At 36.6% G+C, this 19,575-nt stretch carries 13 protein-coding genes and 2 tRNA genes; 7 read left to right on the top strand and 8 right to left on the bottom strand.

The window, feature by feature from the left end:
* Window positions 1-77 precede the first annotated feature (77 nt).
* From fabI to fabA, 3 genes are read right to left on the bottom strand one after another with little or no spacing between them, the layout of a single operon-like run.
* On the bottom strand, window positions 78-896 hold the full coding sequence (gene fabI / locus AC6ER8_RS07815; protein ID WP_497078203.1) for an enoyl-ACP reductase FabI: 819 nt from the start codon (window positions 894-896) through the stop codon (window positions 78-80).
* A gap of 49 nt (window positions 897-945) precedes the next feature.
* The gene (fabB, locus tag AC6ER8_RS07810) at window positions 946-2,166 is read right to left on the bottom strand and encodes a beta-ketoacyl-ACP synthase I (RefSeq protein WP_497078201.1); all 1,221 of its coding nucleotides are present in this window, start codon (window positions 2,164-2,166) and stop codon (window positions 946-948) included.
* A 57-nt stretch (window positions 2,167-2,223) separates the two neighbouring features.
* On the bottom strand, window positions 2,224-2,733 hold the full coding sequence (fabA, locus tag AC6ER8_RS07805) for a 3-hydroxyacyl-[acyl-carrier-protein] dehydratase FabA (RefSeq protein WP_497078199.1): 510 nt from the start codon (window positions 2,731-2,733) through the stop codon (window positions 2,224-2,226).
* A gap of 233 nt (window positions 2,734-2,966) precedes the next feature.
* Here fabA and irrA point away from each other — a divergent pair, with 233 nt between their 5' ends.
* On the top strand, window positions 2,967-3,506 hold the full coding sequence (gene irrA / locus AC6ER8_RS07800; RefSeq protein WP_497078197.1) for an iron response transcriptional regulator IrrA: 540 nt from the start codon (window positions 2,967-2,969) through the stop codon (window positions 3,504-3,506).
* A 19-nt stretch (window positions 3,507-3,525) separates the two neighbouring features.
* Here irrA and AC6ER8_RS07795 read toward each other — a convergent pair whose 3' ends face one another.
* The 4 genes from AC6ER8_RS07795 to AC6ER8_RS07780 form a co-directional block, all read right to left on the bottom strand.
* Window positions 3,526-4,086: an SH3 domain-containing protein gene (locus tag AC6ER8_RS07795; RefSeq protein WP_497078195.1), complete on the bottom strand. Its 561-nt coding sequence runs from the start codon at window positions 4,084-4,086 to the stop codon at window positions 3,526-3,528.
* Between the two features lie 1,606 nt (window positions 4,087-5,692).
* Window positions 5,693-5,926 (bottom strand): 30S ribosomal protein S21, encoded by a 234-nt coding sequence (rpsU, locus tag AC6ER8_RS07790; protein ID WP_100128225.1) that lies wholly within the window; start codon window positions 5,924-5,926, stop codon window positions 5,693-5,695.
* Between the two features lie 187 nt (window positions 5,927-6,113).
* Window positions 6,114-7,787: a formate--tetrahydrofolate ligase gene (locus tag AC6ER8_RS07785; protein ID WP_497078193.1), complete on the bottom strand. Its 1,674-nt coding sequence runs from the start codon at window positions 7,785-7,787 to the stop codon at window positions 6,114-6,116.
* Window positions 7,788-8,240: 453 nt separating this feature from the next.
* Window positions 8,241-8,317: transfer RNA gene (locus AC6ER8_RS07780), tRNA-Arg, on the bottom strand.
* A 369-nt stretch (window positions 8,318-8,686) separates the two neighbouring features.
* Here AC6ER8_RS07780 and AC6ER8_RS07775 point away from each other — a divergent pair.
* The 4 genes from AC6ER8_RS07775 (at window position 8,687) to AC6ER8_RS07760 (ending at window position 16,907) form a co-directional block, all read left to right on the top strand.
* Window positions 8,687-9,838, top strand: coding sequence for an efflux RND transporter periplasmic adaptor subunit (locus tag AC6ER8_RS07775; RefSeq protein ID WP_497078192.1), 1,152 nt, complete (start codon window positions 8,687-8,689; stop codon window positions 9,836-9,838).
* On the top strand, window positions 9,835-12,969 hold the full coding sequence (locus tag AC6ER8_RS07770; protein ID WP_497078190.1) for an efflux RND transporter permease subunit: 3,135 nt from the start codon (window positions 9,835-9,837) through the stop codon (window positions 12,967-12,969). The genes AC6ER8_RS07775 and AC6ER8_RS07770 overlap by 4 nt, the downstream gene beginning before the upstream one ends.
* A gap of 191 nt (window positions 12,970-13,160) precedes the next feature.
* Window positions 13,161-14,825 carry a glucose-6-phosphate isomerase gene (pgi, locus tag AC6ER8_RS07765; RefSeq protein ID WP_497078188.1) on the top strand — a complete coding sequence of 555 codons (1,665 nt, stop codon included), beginning with the start codon at window positions 13,161-13,163 and terminating at the stop codon, window positions 14,823-14,825.
* A gap of 861 nt (window positions 14,826-15,686) precedes the next feature.
* Entirely contained in the window at window positions 15,687-16,907 is a 1,221-nt protein-coding gene (locus tag AC6ER8_RS07760) for an MFS transporter (protein WP_497078186.1), read from the top strand.
* 455 nt (window positions 16,908-17,362) lie between these two features.
* Here AC6ER8_RS07760 and AC6ER8_RS07755 read toward each other — a convergent pair.
* Window positions 17,363-17,452 (bottom strand) — tRNA-Ser (locus AC6ER8_RS07755).
* A 287-nt stretch (window positions 17,453-17,739) separates the two neighbouring features.
* Between AC6ER8_RS07755 and rplU the strand changes: the two genes are divergently transcribed.
* Both rplU and rpmA read left to right on the top strand, forming a co-directional pair.
* Window positions 17,740-18,219 carry a 50S ribosomal protein L21 gene (rplU, locus tag AC6ER8_RS07750; RefSeq protein ID WP_497078184.1) on the top strand — a complete coding sequence of 160 codons (480 nt, stop codon included), beginning with the start codon at window positions 17,740-17,742 and terminating at the stop codon, window positions 18,217-18,219.
* Window positions 18,220-18,231: 12 nt separating this feature from the next.
* Complete coding sequence (gene rpmA / locus AC6ER8_RS07745) at window positions 18,232-18,501, top strand: 50S ribosomal protein L27 (RefSeq protein WP_497078183.1); 270 nt, start codon at window positions 18,232-18,234, stop codon at window positions 18,499-18,501.
* Window positions 18,502-19,575 lie beyond the last annotated feature (1,074 nt).

The raw sequence follows: 19,575 nt of genomic DNA, 5'->3' as shown, positions 1-19,575 counted from the left end.
TCAGCTGAGACAGCACTCAATACGCAATTTAAAGCATTCTACATATGATTAATTTTCTTTTTTAAGTCGAATATTTTTTATCCTTCTGGGGAATCTTCAGTTTTTTTCAGTTCCTCAAGTATTGGCATAGACATGATGTTATAGCCTGAATCAACATAATGGATTTCACCTGTAACGCCTGAGGATAAGTCAGAGAGTAAATAAAGGGCAGATTGTCCAATTTCATGAATATTCACGGTACGACGTAATGGGGCATTACGACGTTGATGTGAAAATATTGCACGTGCAGCTGCAATACCATTACCTGCTAAGGTTCTAACAGGACCCGCTGAAATCGCATTGACGCGGATATTTTGCGGGCCAAAGTCTGCTGCTAAATAACGAACCATAGCTTCTAAAGCAGCTTTAGCAACCCCCATGATATTATAATTAGGCACAACTTGTTGTGAAGCACCATAAGTAAGGGTTAAAAGTGCTCCTCCATTAGGCATAAGCTTGCCGGCGCGTTGGGCAATTTCAGTAAAGGAATAAGCTGAAATAACCATTGTACGTTGAAAGTTTTCACGCGTTGTAACATCAACGTAACGTCCTTTTAGCTGATTTTTATCTGAAAAACCAATGGCATGGACAATAAAATCAATCGTTTTCCATTCTTTTTCAAGTTTCTCAAAAACCTCGTCAACATTTTCAATTTTTTCAACATCACACTCTAGAACTAATTTGCAGCCAAGTTTATCTGCTAGGGGCTGAACACGTTTTCCGAAAGCATCTCCTTGATAAGTTAATGCTAATTCAGCTCCTGCTTGTGCGAGTTGACAGGCAATACCCCAAGCAATTGAATGGTCATTTGCAATTCCCATAATAAGGCCACGTTTGCCCTCCATCAAACCTTTCATATTATTCTCCGTAAGACCGTATTTTTTTCAATTACTAAGATACTTTCATTTATACATAGCGTTGAAAAACAAGCGTTGCATTGGTACCGCCAAAGCCAAAAGTATTTGACAATACGGTATTCAGTTGTTGATGATCACGTCGTTCACGAACAATTGGCATATCAGCAAAAGCTGGATCAAGTTCTTCAATATGGGCACTTTCACAAATAAAATTATGATTCATCATTAATAATGTATAGATCGCCTCGTGGACCCCTGCGGCTCCTAGGGAATGTCCTGTTAGAGATTTGGTGGCAGAAATGGGGGGACATTGATCACCCGCTCCAAAAATACGGCGGATAGCTTCTATTTCAGGAGGATCACCAACAGGCGTTGCTGTTGCATGGGGATTGATATAATCAATTTTATTATTGACTGTTGCAAGGGCCATGCGCATGCATCGTTCTGCTCCCTCTCCTGATGGAGCAACCATATCATGTCCATCAGATGTTGCACCATATCCAACGATTTCTCCATAGATTTTTGCACCACGTGCTTTAGCGCATTCCAGTTCTTCAAGAACCAAAACACCAGCGCCTCCAGCAATAACAAATCCATCACGATTGACATCATAGGCACGTGAAGCTTTGTGAGGGATGTCATTATATCTACTAGACATAGCACCCATAGCATCAAATAAAACAGAGAGTGTCCAATCCAAATCTTCGCAGCCACCGGCAAAGATACGATCTTGCTTGCCATATTGTATTATTTCATAAGCATTCCCAATACAATGATTGGAGGTAGCACAAGCTGAAGAGATTGAATAATTGACCCCTTTTATTTTAAAAAAAGTTGCAAGTGTTGCGGATGCTGTAGAACTCATCGCTTTAGGCACAACAAAAGGCCCAACACGTTTTGGGCCCTTTTGACGTGTAATATCAGCCGCTTCTACGATTGACTGCGTTGAAGCACCTCCAGAACCCATAATAATACCAGTGTGTTCGTTTGATACTTCATGAGGTTCTAAACCAGCATCAGCAATCGCTTGATCCATGGCTATATGATTCCATGCTGTTCCACGTCCATGAAAACGGAGAGCACGTCGATCTACGAGTTCTTCTATATTAATATCGGGTTTACCGTAAACTCTACTACGAAAGCCCAATTCAGCATACTGAGATGCGTAAGAAATCCCGGATTTTGCTTCATATAAACTGGTTAAAACAGCCTCTGGATTATTCCCAATCGCGGAAACAATTCCCATTCCGGTTATAACAACTCGACGCATCCATACCTCCTTGTTTCATACAGAATAGTAAAAGATTCTTTCTGGTGAAAATAATGTTCAATCTTCTTTGAATAAAGCAACGCGTAAATCATTCGCTTTATAAATAGTTTCTCCATCTGCCTTTAGCCATCCATCAGCTATTCCTAAGACTAAATTTCCACGTCGAATACGCTTAAAATCTATTCCATATTCAAGAAGTTTGGTCTGTGGCGTTACCATACCTGACAACTTTACTTCACCTGTTGATATTGCTCTGCCTTTTCCTGGTTCGCCCAACCAACCAAGAAAAAAACCTGTTAATTGCCACATACCATCCAATCCAAGACATCCTGGCATAACGGGATCGCCTATAAAGTGACAATTAAAAAACCACAGGTCTGGTGTGATGTCAAATTCAGCACGAATTATTCCTTTATCGTATTTACCACCAGTCTCACTGATTTGAGTGATTCGATGAATCATCAACATTGGCGGTGCTGGCAATTGCGCATTACCCTTACCAAACATTTCGCCGCGAGCGCAGCTTAGAAGCTCTTCATAAGTGTAGCGAGACTTTTGTTCAGTCATGGTTACTCCATTTATTTGCATATATCTTTATTTCTGCGCTTTTCCCGAACTTACTTTTAGAGCAAATTTCAAAGAGAGGGAAATGATTTTATATCATTTTTAATGACAAAAGCTCTTTTTCATGTATTCTACATAGGTAATTATTTAAAAATGGAATACAAGATTGTACCATACTATTCCCATTTTTTTATATTTTTATCTTATTGAAGCAGGAAGATATTTTAGTTTGTAACATGTCAGGGAGTCCAGACAATTTAGATATGGATGAAAAGAAACAGTCCACAAAAGAGTGTGGAGAAGGTGTACAATATTATTCCACTTCTATGTTAGAAAAACGTTTACGTGAAAATGGTTTGCGTCCAACACGCCAGCGGTTAGAGCTTGCGCATATGATTTTTTCTGAAGGAAATCGTCATATTACTGCTGAAGAGCTCTATGAAGAAGCAGTGAGAGCGGGGGTTCCTGTATCTTTAGCAACGGTTTATAATACGCTTCATCAATTTACGGAAGCGGGATTGTTACGGATTATTGCTGTAGAAGGTTCGAAGACTTGGTTTGATACAAATACCTCTGATCATTATCATTTTTATATAGAAGGTGAAAATCATATCCTTGATATTCCTTGCAACTTAGAAGAAGCTCCCATTATTGGAAATTTGCCTAAACCACCAGAAGGTATGGAAATTTCACATGTTGATTTGATTGTGCGATTAAAACCAAAAAATCAATCTTGTGATAGGGAGCAAGAATATTCGATGAGGAATAAAAGTTAAACGTGATGTGTTTGAGTATTCACCACCCTTTTATTTTTTCATCAGGATAAATCCCCCATAATTGAGGTTGATGAAGCCATCCATGAACATTATTAAGAGTGATTTCGCACCATTGTCCATCGCATTGGTGAATATTGCCAATGACATTAGGCTCTATTTCTGCCACAAGTTCTGCATTGTCAGTGGGGTTTTTTCGTAGCATCAGCCTTTTTGTTTTATCTTTTTGCCATGGAATCGTTATAGCAGTTCGTTTCCCTGATAAAAGCGATTGATATACCCATCCTTCATCACCTTCTGCATCACGAATTTTACGCCATTGATCGTATTCTTGGATGATTTCAATAGGTAATCCCTTTTTTTGATAGGTGAAAATGATAGAATAGTTACTTCCTGGTCCAACGCGGACATTAACACGGTTAGGTTTAATCGAAGCAAATCGCGGAAGTGGTAAACCACTAGGACCTAAATTTTGATTAAATGTTTGTGCATGCAACAAACGCGGTGAACCTAATACAATGACCTTTGCGATTAAAATACATGATGCGAGCATTAAAACGCGAAACCAACGAGAATTTTGCACACTGAACTCCTTATATTGCGTCATATATTGGTCAATTTAAAATCTGGAAGATAAGATTGGAGACGAATAAAAATTATGACATATTTCTCGTTAAAGAGATCTAAACAATGAAAAAATTGTTATGAGACGAGCAAAATAAAGAAAACAAAAGTTTGAATTTCTTAGTGTTTATCGTGTTTATGAGGGGATAGTTATAAATAAATATTAGATTTTTAGCGAGCTGTATGTGTGAGAAAGATATTAAATAGAAAAGTATATTGTGGTCGAGGTGGTGTTTGTAGAGAGAATCGGAGCTAAAATATTATCTCTTTTTTCTGAGGGTATTTCTCGAAATAAAAGCGTAGTTATGCATGTTATGAATACGAAAACTGTTCAGTAAAGAGATTATGGTGTGGCTTGAGAAGATAGTTTTAAAGGAACAAAATAATACGATAGATGAAGCATTCAAGCGTAAAAATTGAAGAACATTATAGAGTAGATTGATATATGAAGGAATAATTTTAACAGAATAGTTTCTATTACATAAAATTTGATACCCTATGATCTTATGCAATGATAATGCTTATCCTTATGGGAGAGATATTGATACGATCATTCTATTTCACTCGTTCACCGTTCTCAATGTTATGCTATTCTCATTATTTGAGAGCATTCATAAGAAGCATTTTTATTGTATTTGCATACGGACTCCGCTATGTCGATACACAAGAAAAAATCTTGATTGCTTTAATATGAGAAAGTGTTGAAACACCTTACTCTATTCAGAGACATTACTTAATATAAAAACATTTCATTATTATAAATAAACAAGTTATAAATTTAAGCGCGTTATTTAAATTGTAAAAATATTGTCATTAAAAATGATTAATATAAAACACTAACATCTATATTAAAATACAGCATTTTCTCTGTTTATTTTACCTTTTATTTTTTAAACTTAGTATAAAAAGTTGAATAAAATAAATGGTTTATTTGAAACAAGGTCAATGATATAAGTGATAAGTAGAAGAAACTTATCAAGAACAAGGAATCTGTAGTGCAGTGGCTAAAATTCTTCATCCTTTAGGGAAATCAGAGTCAAGAGGTATTACATAAGTGAAGGAAGAGAGAGTTATATATTTTCATATCCCCCATACACAATCGCATATGGCAACAGCCACTTGTGTTTTGCAAATTGATCTAAAATCTTCGAAGGATACAGAATATTTAAGAACCCAAAAAGAAAATCATCATAAGAAGTTCATAGAAGAAACAGTTATTTGAAAGATAACAAGACGGAGAAAATCATAGTGAAAGGTGATAAGTAAACACCTGACACTCAATCCACATTCTACATAGAAATAAGTTGCTTAAATATCTACAGTGTTTTTTGCTAGCGACTTTTGAAACTTACAAAAGTGAAATAAGCCCCACTATCTGTAATAAGAGCGTTTATCACTTCCAGATAATTAATAACTTATTTTATATCACTAAAGTACTCAACAACATTGCACAATTGCAAACAAAACAATACGATAAACAACCTATCATAATTGCCCCTAAAGATAAAATCTTCGATAGCTTATTCTCTATTGCTTATACAATTCTATGATGCATTAAAAGTATATTACTTCACTGCAACAGCGCGTCCGTTACTAACAAAACCCTCTCTTTGCGCACGCTTACGAGCAAGCTTACGTGTACGACGAATAGCCTCAGCTTTCTCACGAGCACGCTTTTCAGATGGCTTTTCATAATAACTACGCATTTTCATTTCACGGAAGATACCTTCACGCTGCATCTTTTTTTTCAACGCGCGGAGCGCTTGATCAACATTATTATCACGAACGAGTACTTGCACTATGTATCCTGCTTTTTTCAGTGTCACAAATGATAGGAAAACCTACGTCCTTTTAAAGACATATCCAAAAGGACAAGGGCTTATATCATATAAATAAGACATTTGTCTATATCGCTTTTTAAAATTCTATTCCTTTTTGCAATAAAAGGTTTTTTTATAATGACTGATAAAGTTGACGTTTATCAACTTATGAAAGTCCTTGTATTTGATCATTTTCGTCAAGATAAATTTTTTCAGCGGTAGGATAATGTGGTAAGCCGGGCATGGTCATAACATCTCCACAAATGACAACAATAAAGCCGGCTCCCGCACAGAGACGAACTTCTCGCACAGGAATTTCAAAATCAACAGGAGCACCATATTGCTTAGGGTCAGCAGAAAAAGAATAAGGTGTTTTTGCCATACAAATAGGGTAAGTGCCAAAACCTTCTTTTTCCCAAGATTCAAGTTGTTTAAGAATAGGAGCTGAGATAATGGCGCCACGCCCACCATATAGCTTTGTTATAATACAATTAATTTTCTGAATGAGGGGAATATTATCTTGATAGAGAACTTGAAAATGAGAATCTTGCTTTTCAATTAAGTCAATGAGTTCTTGTGCAAGTACTACTGCGCCTTTCCCACCTTGTTCCCAATGTCTACAAATAATTGCTTTGTGTCCAGTTGTGGCAACTATTTTTTGTAATGTTCTTATTTCAGCGTCGCTATCGCTGTTGAAATGATTAATTGCGACAACACAAGGGATACCGTAATGTTCCATATTTTGGATATGTCGTAGAAGATTCGCTGCTCCCTTTTCTAAAGCGGTAATATTTTCTTCGGTCAGATTATTTTTGTCCACACCACCATTCATTTTTAATGCACGAATTGTTGCGACGATCACTGTTGCATTTGGTATAATACCGGCTTGCCGACATTTGATGTTGAAAAACTTTTCTGCTCCAAGATCGGCTCCAAATCCTGCTTCTGTGACAACATAATCAGCCAATTTTAAAGCGGTTTTGGTTGCTATAACTGAGTTACAGCCATGAGCAATATTGGCAAAAGGTCCTCCATGAACGAGAACAGGATTATTTTCAATTGTTTGTACAAGATTGGGTTGTATGGCATCTTTAAGAAGAACGGCCATGGCACCTTCGGCATTGAGATCAGCCACTGTTACAGGTGTTTTATCATAACGGTAAGCAACAATAACTTTTTTAAGCCTTTGTGTCAGGTTTTCTAAATTTTCAGAAAGGCAAAGAAGTGCCATAATTTCTGATGCAACGGTAATATCAAAACCTGTTTGACGTGGAAAACCATTTGTTATACCGCCCAATGAAATGACAATATCACGCAACGCACGGTCATTCATGTCAAGAACACGTTTCCAAACAATGCGACGTGGATCAATGTTGAGAGCATTTCCCCAATAGATATGATTATCGATCATTGCAGCAAGAAGATTATGAGCCGCTGTAATAGCATGAAAATCCCCGGTAAAATGCAAATTAAGGTCATCCATTGGAACGACTTGCGCATAACCACCACCGGCAGCCCCACCTTTTACACCAAAACAGGGGCCCAAAGACGGTTCTCTCAGTGTGGCTATTGTTTTTTTTCCAATAAGGTTAAGGGCATCACTCAGCCCAACAGTTGTTGTTGTTTTTCCTTCTCCAGCAGGTGTAGGATTGATCGCTGTGACGAGGATAAGTTTACCATCTGGATTGTTATTGAGTGATTTTATGTAAGAGGAAGAAATTTTAGCTTTATCATGGCCATAGGGAATGAGATTTTCATGTGAAATGCCAATTTTTTGTGCGATTTCAGTAATATGCTGCTTTTTAGCAGTGCGAGCAATTTCAATATCTGTTTGAGGCATGGAAAAATTCTTTAAACTGAGCTTTTATTAGTATTTGGGATCTGCACTCTATGGATTAATGTGAAGAATCCATAAAGAATAGAAGGTATAAGGTATCATAAAGGTCGATGATATGCTGTGCAAGAGATAATACGAAAAGAACACAGGAAGAGTTTTATCGTTTTTTTGAAAAAAGAATCTCTATATTTTAAGTTTCGATAAGTTTTTAGGCAGCCTGCGGTATCTTTCTCAATATCAGCGAATGATGAACATTAGAAGAAAGTCTTTAGGCCATTAATTTAAAAACTTTTTACGCAAGCGATATTGTTATACTTTTTATTCACAGCTTTTAATATCTCAAGAATTACATCAGCTTTAGAAATTTTGTTAAAAGGATAAAATGAGCAAAAAATCACATAAAAAAATTCAAATTTTCTGACTAAAACACTGCTGATAGTAAAATATTGTAATAAATGGCGCACCCGAAGAGATTCGAACTCCTGACCCCCAGATTCGTAGTCTGGTGCTCTATCCAGCTGAGCTACGGGTGCATACACTTCAGATTTTCTACATCGTCTAAGACACAAGGGTTCCTAATCGTTTCATCAAAGAAATGCAAGCGAAACTTAGATTATAATCAAAAAAATCTCTTTTTCTATGGGATATTTAAAAAAAAGAGCATCATATATCATGGTTTGAGTTAGATTTTTGATAAGACCACTTTCTGGTTGTGGTTGTGCAAAGTAATATGAACGATAGTTAACTTGACGTTTTTTTCTATGAAAGATAATCAAGCAGAGATGAGATATGTTTTTTGCAGCGGGGGGTAAATATATACCTGCTGTTTGGTTTTTGTGTAAAACGCCGATATTACTGTTGAAAACTATTTCAGATCAATATGACACAGTGAGGGTGAATGTATGGCGTCATTAAAAAAGATCTTCCCATTGGTGTTTTTAATTATCGTTTTAATGCTTACTTATTGGGCAGGGAAACAGAGTACAAAACACCCCATTTCTATGGCGGATAAAACAAGTGTATCGTATAAAGCTTCAAAGGGAGAAACGGGAAGACCACCGACGAATGTTGTCGTTGATTTGGTAAAAACTAAAGACTTTTATGAACATCTTAACGTTTTAGGAAGTGGACAAGCACTTGAAGAAGTCGAGCTTACCCCTTTATCGCCAGGTGTTATTGATAAGTTTTTTGTGTCAGCTGGTACAAAAGTAAAAGTAGGTGATACGATTGCAAAGCTTGATTCTAAAAAAGAGGAAATAGCAGCTGCAAAAGCAAAAGTACAACGAGATAATGATGCGTTAACGCTTTCGCGTATTCTTAAATTACGAGCGAGCCATACAGCAACAGAAGTTCAAGAAATTACGGCACGCTTAGAGTTAGATAATGCAAATTTGGTTTTACGGAATGCTGAGGTTGATCTCGACCGGCGAACAATTCGTGCACCAATCTCTGGAGTTGTTGGTATTTTACCTATTGATGTGGGAAATAACGTGACCCTTAACACGGTTATTGGTCGTATTGAGAATAGAGAACGTATTTTAGTCGATATGTGGGCCCCTGAGCGATATGTATCACGCCTTCATAAAGGAGATGAGGTAACGGCAATATTAACTGCGCAACCAGATAAATCTTTTGTTGGTCATATTTATGCGATTGATAATATCGTTGATCCAGAAAGTCGTACACTTCATGTTCAGGTTGAAATCAATAATGAAAAAGATACGCTTATGTCTGGTATGTCTTTTTCTATTGCCCTGCAATTTCATGATGGTTCTTTCCCCGTTGTTAATCCTCTTGCGATTCAATGGAACAGTAAAGGGTCATTCGTTTGGCGTGTGAGAGATGGAAAAGTAGAGTCGATACCCGTATCAATTATTCAGCGTAAAGCAGATCAAGTTTTTGTAAAAGCTTCCCTAGAAGATGGTGATAAAGTTGTTATTCAAGGGGTACAAACGCTTTATCCAGGAAGTAAAGTAACTATTGATAATCCAAATGATGATTCAAAACCCCATCAACAGAAATTATCAGCAGTTTATGGAACGGATATACAATGAGCCAAGAGTTGAGCACAAAACAGCCAATGTCACAGCCAGAACAAGGTGGTCTCATTGCCTTATTCATTCGCAGGCCGGTTTTTACTTTTGTTTTAAATGCGCTGATCATCATTGCAGGATTTGCAGCATGGTTGAATGTTGATATCAGAGAATTACCCGACGTTGATACACCTGTAACAACAATTGTGACGCTATTTTCTGGTGCGTCGGCAGAAACAATTGATCGTGAAGTAACAAAAATTATAGAAGATGCTGTTTCTCGTGTTTCAGGTGTTAAGACGATTTCTTCAACATCTTCTTTTGGAAGCTCCTTTGTGCAAATTAATTTTAATGTCGGCGTTGATTTGAATGTAGCGGCATCTGATATCCGTGATGCTCTATCTCGCGTTACTTATTCTTTACCTAAGGATGCGGATGCTCCTTTGATTATTAAAGCAGATTCGAATGCTGCTGCCATGATGTATTTGGTTGTGACATCACCAACAATGAGTATTGATGATTTAACAATGATTGTAGACGATAAGATTGTTGATGCGATTTCTGCTGTTGATGGTGTTGGTGATGTACAGGTTGATAATGCTCGCAAAAAGATTTTTCAGATTGATATAGATCAAGCAAAACTTGCAAGTTATGGATTAACTGTCGCAGATGTTGCACGCGTTCTTGCTGATATGAAAACAGATGTTCCAGTAGGGTCAATACGCAATTCTAAGCAAACTTTAGTTGTTCGTGCTACTGCGCGTTTAACAACACCAGAAGCTTTTGAACAAGTCGTTTTAAAGCCGCATGTACATCTTCGTGATGTTGCGCATGTGACGTTGTCACCCGATATAGAAGACGTTATTCTTCGTATCAACGGAAAAACAGGGGTTGGATTAGGTATTGTACGTAAAGCTCAAGCCAATACTCTTGATATTTCTGCAGGCGTGAGAGCTGTTGTCGATAATCTCAAAAATATACTTCCTTCTTCTGTACATATAGAAGTTGTAAATGACGATGCTACTTTTATTAAAAGCGCGCTTCATGAGGTTGAGGTTGCGTTGATCATTGCTATTTTAAGCGTTATCTTGGTTATTTTTCTTTTTCTCCGAGATATTCGTGTAACGCTGATCCCTGCTGTATCTCTTCCAGTCGCTTTGATTGGTACTATTGCAGCCATTTATCTTGTAGGGTTTTCATTAAATATTCTCACATTTTTAGGACTTGTTTTGGCAACAGGGCTTGTTGTCGATGATGCCATTGTGGTTCTGGAAAATATTGTTCGACGGCGCAATATGGGGATAGGTGTTAGAGCTGCTGCGGTGTTAGGAACCCGTGAAGTCTTTTTTGCTGTTATTGCAACAACATTGACTTTAGTGGCCGTATTTGTGCCTATCTCCTTTCTTCCTGGACAAGTTGGAGGACTCTTTAGAGAATTTGGGTTTGTTTTAGCAATTGCTATTTTGCTTTCTGCAATTGTTGCTTTAACGCTTTGTCCTATGTTGGCTTCACGTTTTCTCAAAGAGCATGTTGAGGAGACAGAGGAAAAGACCCATTATTTGACTTTTTTATATAAATGGGGTTCTTTGCTTCATAAGGCATATACTTACACTTTGCATAAGTGTTTAGAAAAGCCTTGGGCTGTTGTTATTGCTTCACTTGTTTTTGCAACTCTTTGCGTTGGAGGCTATACGAAGTTGCAACAAGAATTAACACCAGCAGAAGACAGAGCTCTTATCTTTTTGGTCATTAATGGGCCACAAGGTATTTCAGCAGAATATTTGAACAAACAGATAGAGAAAATTGACGAAAGTTTTCAGCCATTACGTGATGCGGGTGAAATTTCTGGCAGTTACTCTATCGTAGGTATTGGCGGTGCACCCAATACTGCTTTTTTGATTTTAAAGCTTTCACCTTGGGATAAACGTGTACGCTCTCAGCAAGAAATTGTAAACGATATTAATGAAAAGGTTCGAAAATTTCCAGCAGTTTTTGTGTTTGCAGCGCAGGGAAACTCTCTAGGTGTGAGAGGAACGGGGCAAGGGTTACAATTTGCCATTCTAGGCGATGATTATGCAGCATTACAACCCATTGCGGATAAGTTGGTACATGCTTTACAAGCTGATTCACGTTTTATTCGTCCGCGTCTTACTGTTGATGCTAAACAACCGCAATTTTTTATTGAAATCAATCGAAAAAAAGCCTCTGATTTAGGGATTGATATCACCAATTTGGGCGATACATTACAAGCAATGTTGGATGGTAAAAAGATTGGTTCCATTAATGTGGATAATCATTCTTACGATGTTAAATTGATATCGCGTAAAAATTCTATGAAGAGTCCTAGCGATTTAGAAAATATTTTTTTAAAGACCAAAGACAATCGATATATTCCTTTATCGGTTATTGCGCGTTTGCATGAAAAAGCTGTCGCTCCTCAATTAAAACGGGAAAAGCGCATGAGTGCTGTTATTTTAAGCTCAAATCTTGCTCAAGGTATTGCTTTAGGGGAAGCGTACCAAGCTGTACAGAAAATTGCTTCTCCTTTGTTATCAAAAGGAACCTACATTGTCCCCTTAGGGGAAGCCGAAACACTTAATGAAACATCTTCTAGCTTTATGATCGTTTTTGGCATTGCCTTTTTGATTATTTTACTCATTTTAGCGGCTCAGTTTGAAAGCTTTATTTCAGGATTCATTATTATGGCTACTGTGCCATTAGGGATTGGTTGTGCTGTCATTGCTATGCTCTTAAGTGGTGTGAGTCTTAATATTTATAGTCAAATTGGGCTAATTTTGTTAATTGGTATTATGGCAAAAAATGGTATTCTGATTGTTGAATTTGCAGATCAATTACGTGATCAAGGAAGAAGTGTGCGTGAAGCTGTGGAAGAGGCAGCAAATATTCGTCTGCGTCCAGTTTTTATGACAATGATTTGTGCCATTTTAGGGGGTGTTCCTTTGGTTTTAGCCAAAGGGGCTGGTGCAGAAGCGCGTGTAGCTTTAGGTTGGGTGATCGTTGGTGGTTTAGGTTTAGCAACGGTTTTTACGCTTTATGTCACACCGGTTGTTTATCTTTTTTTAGGGCGTTTTATAAGATCAAAAGCAGAAGAGGATTTGCGCTTAGCACAAGAACTTAATCAAGTTGAATGATGGTTCGAGTAGAAAAGATTGGAAAGTTTATTCTTGTAAAAAATATCATTTTTGAACCTTATTTTTTTACTTTATATATTCCTTCATTTTTTGTGTGAGCAGTGAAAAGAGCGAGAAACCAAGGAGATGCTTTTTATTTTGTTATTGTTTGGACCTAGATTTCATTATCAATAACCGTATAGGATAAGCTTATGGGAGATAGCTTTTCGATTCGAGATGAAAAGGCTTTTGAAGCCGTATTAAAAGCTTTAAGGAGGCATGCTGCAGAGGATGGGGTCTATGATATTCGTCGGCATTTTTTAGCGGATGACCAGCGTTTTTCCCATTTTTCTCTAAGGCTTGATGATCTTCTTTTTGATTTTTCAAAATGTGGTGTAACATTTAAAACATTACAGCTTCTTGATGAGTTAGCTGTTGCAGCAGACGTATTGGGGCGGCGTGATGCTATGTTTTCGGGTAAAGCCATTAATACAACTGAAAAACGCTCCGTTCTTCATATTGCATTACGTTTACCTGCTGATGAAATTTTCATGTTGGATGGTCATGATCTTATTCGTGATATTCAAGATGTTCTTGAGGATATGGAAAGATTTGCTGAAAAGGTTCGTGATGGAAGTTATAAGGGAAGCCGTGGAGAGAAAATAAGTGATATTGTCAACATTGGTATTGGTGGTTCTGATCTTGGTCCTTCAATGGTTACATATGCTTTAAAACCTTATCATGATGGTCCACGTTGTCATTTTGTTTCTAACGCTGATAGCGCTCATATTTCTGATACTCTCTCCATTTTGAATCCGGCAACAACGCTGTTTATCATTTCTTCTAAAACTTTTACAACGGCTGAAACAATGGCGAATGCTCAAGTTGCTCGTCAATGGATTCGTTCACATTTAGGGGAAGAAGCTATTAATACGCATTTTATTGCTATCTCGAGTGCGCTTGATAAAGTAGCAGAATTTGGCATAGATTCCACAAGAGTTTTTAAATTTTGGAATTGGGTTGGAGGCCGTTATTCAATTTGGTCTGCCATTGGACTTGTTGTTATGTTTGCAATAGGAGGGCGTAATTTTCGTCAATTTCTCAATGGTGCTTTGCAAATGGACCAGCATTTTAAAACCATGCCTTTGCATAAAAATATTCCTATTCGCTTTGCTCTTTTAGGGTTTTGGCATCGTGTTATTTGTGGTTATTCATCACGCTCTATCATTCCCTATGCACAGCGTTTAATACATTTTCCAGCTTATTTACAACAACTTGATATGGAATCAAATGGTAAGCAAGTTTCGCTGGATGGAAAACCATTAAATTTTTCAAGTGGTCCAATCGTTTGGGGTGATTCTGGAACAAATAGCCAACATGCTTTCTTTCAGCTTCTGCATCAAGGAACAGATGTTGTTCCAGTAGAGTTTATTTTATTTATAAAAGGGCATGAGAAAAATTTACATTCTATGTATGAAATATTGCTGGCAAATTGTTTAGCACAATCAAAGGCTTTGATGAAGGGGCGTAGTATTGAAGACGCGCGGCATATCTTGATAAAAAATGGTGTTGATGAGTGTGAAGCAGATCATTTAGCACTTCATAGAAGTTTTAAAGGAAACCGTCCCAGTATGACGCTGGTTCAAGATTTATTAACACCTTTTGCACTTGGTCGTCTTATTGCGCTTTATGAACATCGTATCTTTGTTGAAGGTATTTTAATGAATATTAACTCTTTTGATCAATGGGGTGTTGAACTTGGCAAAGAATTAGCAAATGAATTACTCCCCATTCTTCGTGGAGAAAGTAAAGCGGATAATCGCGATAGTTCAACATTAGGGTTGCTCACTCATATTCAAGCAAGACGTGAAAAATAAATATAATTTGATCATAGATTCTGTACGAATTCAAGCAAAGGTAAAGGGGAGAAAAATATGAGATACTCTCTATTTTATTCTCTGCTCCCCTATGGTCTGAATTGAATTTTGGCCATAGAAAATAAAAAAAGAGCAAAAAACAGATTTTACAGGTTTCGTACAGTGTTTTTGGAACTATTATCCATGTGAAAAAAGGCTTGAAATGCTGTGCTATATTAGAAGGACTAAGTATCCTATGAGAAGATCTTCTATCTCTAGAAGAGATACTCTCAAAAATCATGGTTGTAATTACTTTGAGACATAGAGCGATTATGAGGGATCATAAGAAAGAATTGGATGGGAATTTTAAAAAAGCTTATCCAAGATCTGACTGAGAAGTTATTGGAACTTTAGCAGTGCAAGTTGGCTTTGTTTCATATTACTCAAAAATTAGCACTCAATCTTGTTGTAATTGGACTAAATTTAAAAGACCTTTTTGCTGAAAGTTTTTATAATATCATAAGAGATAAAAAATATTTCTTCTTAGTTTTGTACAAAAAGGGGATGCTATTTTTTATCCGTTGCATCATTGTCCGCAACATATTTTAGAGGGTTGTCATTTGAAATATGCCTTAGAAAATTATTTAGCAAGAGAGCGTCTCCATATGTATTGGAAAGCCGTTTCCTATTCTTTATTTCACTTTATAAATACAGTGTTATCTCGTATAGAATTGATACGGATAGATAACTTGCGAAAAATAAATACCCAAAACGCATTTACACTCAAATTTTATGAACAATCAGAGTTTAGGACCGCGCCATATTTGACAATAGAGAAAAGCATAAAATGGCTTAGCGCTTTGTCTAAAGGTGAGAAAACTATTGCGTAATTCTGTTTTTCTTATGATTTTGATTGGATGTTTAACAAGTTTTTGTGCGAGTGGTGTACTTTCTATTGGTTTTTCTTTGTTACAATTACAAGATAAAACGGGAGAAGCATCTGCTGCTTTAAATATTATTAATTTAATCGCAATTGGAATCGCAGGCTTCTGTTTGGGGAATGTGTTAGCGTGCTATCAAGGTTTTATCATTGGATTTTATAGTCAAATTATTTGTGCGGGATTGTTGTCTTTCTTATTATTCATAAACAACACAGTATTTATTTTATTTGTGTTTTTTCTACTCGCACTATTGATGGGGGCTGATAACCCAAATAATAACACTGCCCTAAATCAACTGATTCCAGATCCTAAACAAAAAGCTGGTATTTTTGCATTTTATACCAGTTGTTGTCAGTTCTTTATTATTGTGTCTCCATTGCTTATATATTTTATAATTGTGCATTTTGGGCACAAAATAGCTATAGGCTTTATTGTATTTATTTATCTTTTAAATGCCGGTTTATGGTTTCATATAAAGTCTATACAACAAATAAATAGGATAAAAGAGCCATCGAAAAGGCCAACCCAAAGAACTTATGGAGTTGGTTTTAAGTGCCTTTGGAAAATTTCTGCTTTACGTTTTTTGACGATTAATCGTATTTTGAATAACTTTCTCTATACAGGGGCTCTCGTTTTATTGCCGCTTGTTCTTGCATCGATAACGTCAGATAATATAAAATTTACAGCCATTCAAAATTCTATCTTTGCTTTGTTGGCACTGGGTTTTGTAATTAATGGCTTCGTTTCATCCTATTATTTAAGGAAATTTCCATCTTTAATTCGTTTTTTCGTATGGGGTGTACCGGCTTTTGCAATAATCGCAATTTCTTTTGTTTTATATTTAAACTTTACCCAAAATTCTCTCTATATCATGGGCTTTTTATTAGGCATTGGGCAATTTTATTTTAGGGTATCGGGGATAACAATTGGTCAAGCTGTTACACCTAGTGACAATTTAGCTGAGGTGATTTTGGTAGGTGATGCCAGCGTGCGTATTATAACAGCTTTATTTTCTATTATGCTTTTATATGCAGCAAACTTTTTTTCATTTCCTATATTATACAGCCTTTGTATATTTATAGGGTTTTGCGCACCTTTATTTATTTTACAAGGACTATCTATTTACTTAAAAGGCTTAGAAATAAAAGAAAGCGCCCTATGAGGGATATTCAATTATTATGCCAACCTTTTTGTGATTATGGTAAGAGATAAAAATTTTATAAAAATATTCAATAACATTAATTCTAAATGAGTACATTGCGTGAGAAAAGCTGAGGTGTACGTTAAAAACCTCTGATGCGAATAAAACGCATTGAGTCCGTTAATCAACGGAATTGCAAAGAGCACTATGATCACTATTGTTTCTAGATCTCTATCAAAGGTTGGTGAGAGGCAAAAATCCTTTAGAGATATTTTATGCCAGATCAGGTAATTTGAAGATTATGAGAGGAGAATTTTAGAAATTATAAAACACGTGGAAATACAATGCCAGTTCCTAGAGGATAAATCATGACACGCATAGACTGGCACGCTCTGATTAATTGCAAACAAAAAATCCTGAAAATGTTGAGTCTTCAGCTATACCATACTAAGCATATAAAGTTCGTTTTAAGTTAATGGCGGAGAGAGAGGGATTTGAACCCTCGATAGAGTCACCCCTATGCCGCATTTCGAGTGCGGTGCTTTCAACCACTCAGCCACCTCTCCATATTAAAGTGCGACAAAAATACGCACTATTCAAATAGTGTATACGAGGGGTAGATACCCTTCAATTGTTTTTGGTACAACCTTTTTTTCTTTTTTGTGGTACTTTATTGACAGAGAATAGAAATTCCTTCATATAGGTAGAATATGAGCGTGGAGAAATCTGCGCTTATTTGTGTTGAGGAAGGTTTTATCTTTCTTATAAGAGTGGTTACGACTGATAAAAAGCAGCCTATTTTCCCTTATTTCAAGGCAGAAATTAAGAGCTGGAGTGAACGGAAGGATAAAAAATGTTCGCAGTCATTAAAACCGGTGGTAAGCAATACCGCATTGTTGCTAACCAAGTGGTAAAAGTTGAAAAAGTAAATGGCAATGCGGGTGATGTTGTTGAATTCAATGATGTATTGATGGTTGGGCAAGAAGGAAATGCAGTTATTGGCACGCCTGTTGTTGCAGATGCATTGGTGACAGCTGAAATTGTAGAACAGGCACGTGGGCGCAAAGTTATCGCATTTAAGAAGCGACGCCGTCAAAATTCTAAACGCACGCGTGGTCATCGCCAAGAATTTACGACACTTCGTGTTTTAGAAATTGTAATGGGTGGTTCTAAGCCTAAAAAAGCAGCAGCAAAACCCGTAAAAGAGGAAGCAACTGCACAAAAAGAAACAAAAGCTGCTGCTGTTGAGAAGACAGTTAAAAAAGCGGCTGAAAAAAAGACCGCAGCATCGCAGAAGAAAGCGGCTGTAGCATCAAAGAGTAAGAAAGACTAAAGGAGAGCGTCTGTGGCACATAAAAAAGCTGGTGGTTCCTCGCGTAATGGTCGCGATTCAGAATCGAAACGTCTAGGCGTTAAAAAATTTGGTGGTGAAACCGTTATTGCTGGAAATATTATTATCCGTCAGCGTGGTACACGTTGGCATCCTGGCAACAATGTTGGAATTGGAAAAGATCATACGCTTTTTGCGCTATCAAATGGCAAGGTTTCTTTTCAGCGGAAAGCCGGTAATCGTTCCTATGTTTCAGTCATTCCTATGGTAGAGGCCGCAAAGTAATCTGTAGCGTTCTATAGAAATAAACTGTAATTTTATTGGATTTTGTGATTCCATTGAATTGCAGTTGTAGTTTTATGAAGATTAAAAGGGAAAGATAGTATTCTATCTTTCCCTTTTTGCATTGGAACCTTAATAAATGTAGAAGATGAAATTGGGAAAATGACTTTTCCCAATGCGGGGGACGATTTATGCGGTGTTGTGTTTGCACTGAAGATATTGATATTATAATGGAATTTATTGATAAATTTGTGTGTAATCATAAGGAGGATAGACTTTCTTTTGATGAAAGAAGCTTATTATGAAGAAGCGCTCAATAATTTTTTTATAAGAGAGGCGATTGTTTTCGGAAAATTATGAGAAGTTTGATGAAAACATTATTTATTGCAATCATTTATGAAGATAAGTCTTTATATTGGCCTTTGTACTGTTGAGGAGAGCATGCTATTTGAGAGGGAGTGTGGATAGGTAAGGCTACTTATCTTAAAAGATAAAGGATAAAAAAATCCATAGGAATCAGTGAGTAAGTTTTTTAAAGGTAAAATGTATTAAGGGGGGAAGTTAATTGAGAATGAAATGATATTTTAAAAGAGGGTGTTATTTAAAGATATAAAAATAACCTATATGTAATCAGCTACCTTTAAGAGTATTTTTTCTGATTGCATGATTATTATTTTGGTTATTTATGTATTACTGGAAATACATGAGCATAAGAGCTGAGGTTGATCTCAGGTAATACTTATTTTGCATTTTTGGTGTTTTCAGTTATTCAAATGTCTAAAAGGTAAGATAATTTGTAGCGTTTTTCCTAGTTTTATTGGTTAAGGATAGCGTTTGGGGATGTGCATACTTTGCAAATTGGTAACAGAGGGTAGTACGTGTTTGATATATTGATTGAAGTAAAGGAGTAGCTAAAAATATATCAATGTTATATATTAGGGGGGAAAGTATACTAAAATGAGCGGCGCAGAACTTTAAAGATGATAAATTGCCTAGAGCAATTTGTAGTTATGTAATGAATTTATAAGAGGGATAGTAGGTTAAATCAACCTAGAGGGGTAAGTTGAAATGTTAGCT

This window comes from Bartonella sp. SL320 (assembly GCF_059687635.1).
Note: the sequence above shows the minus strand (reverse complement) of the source record. Positions and strands in the feature narration are given on the sequence as shown.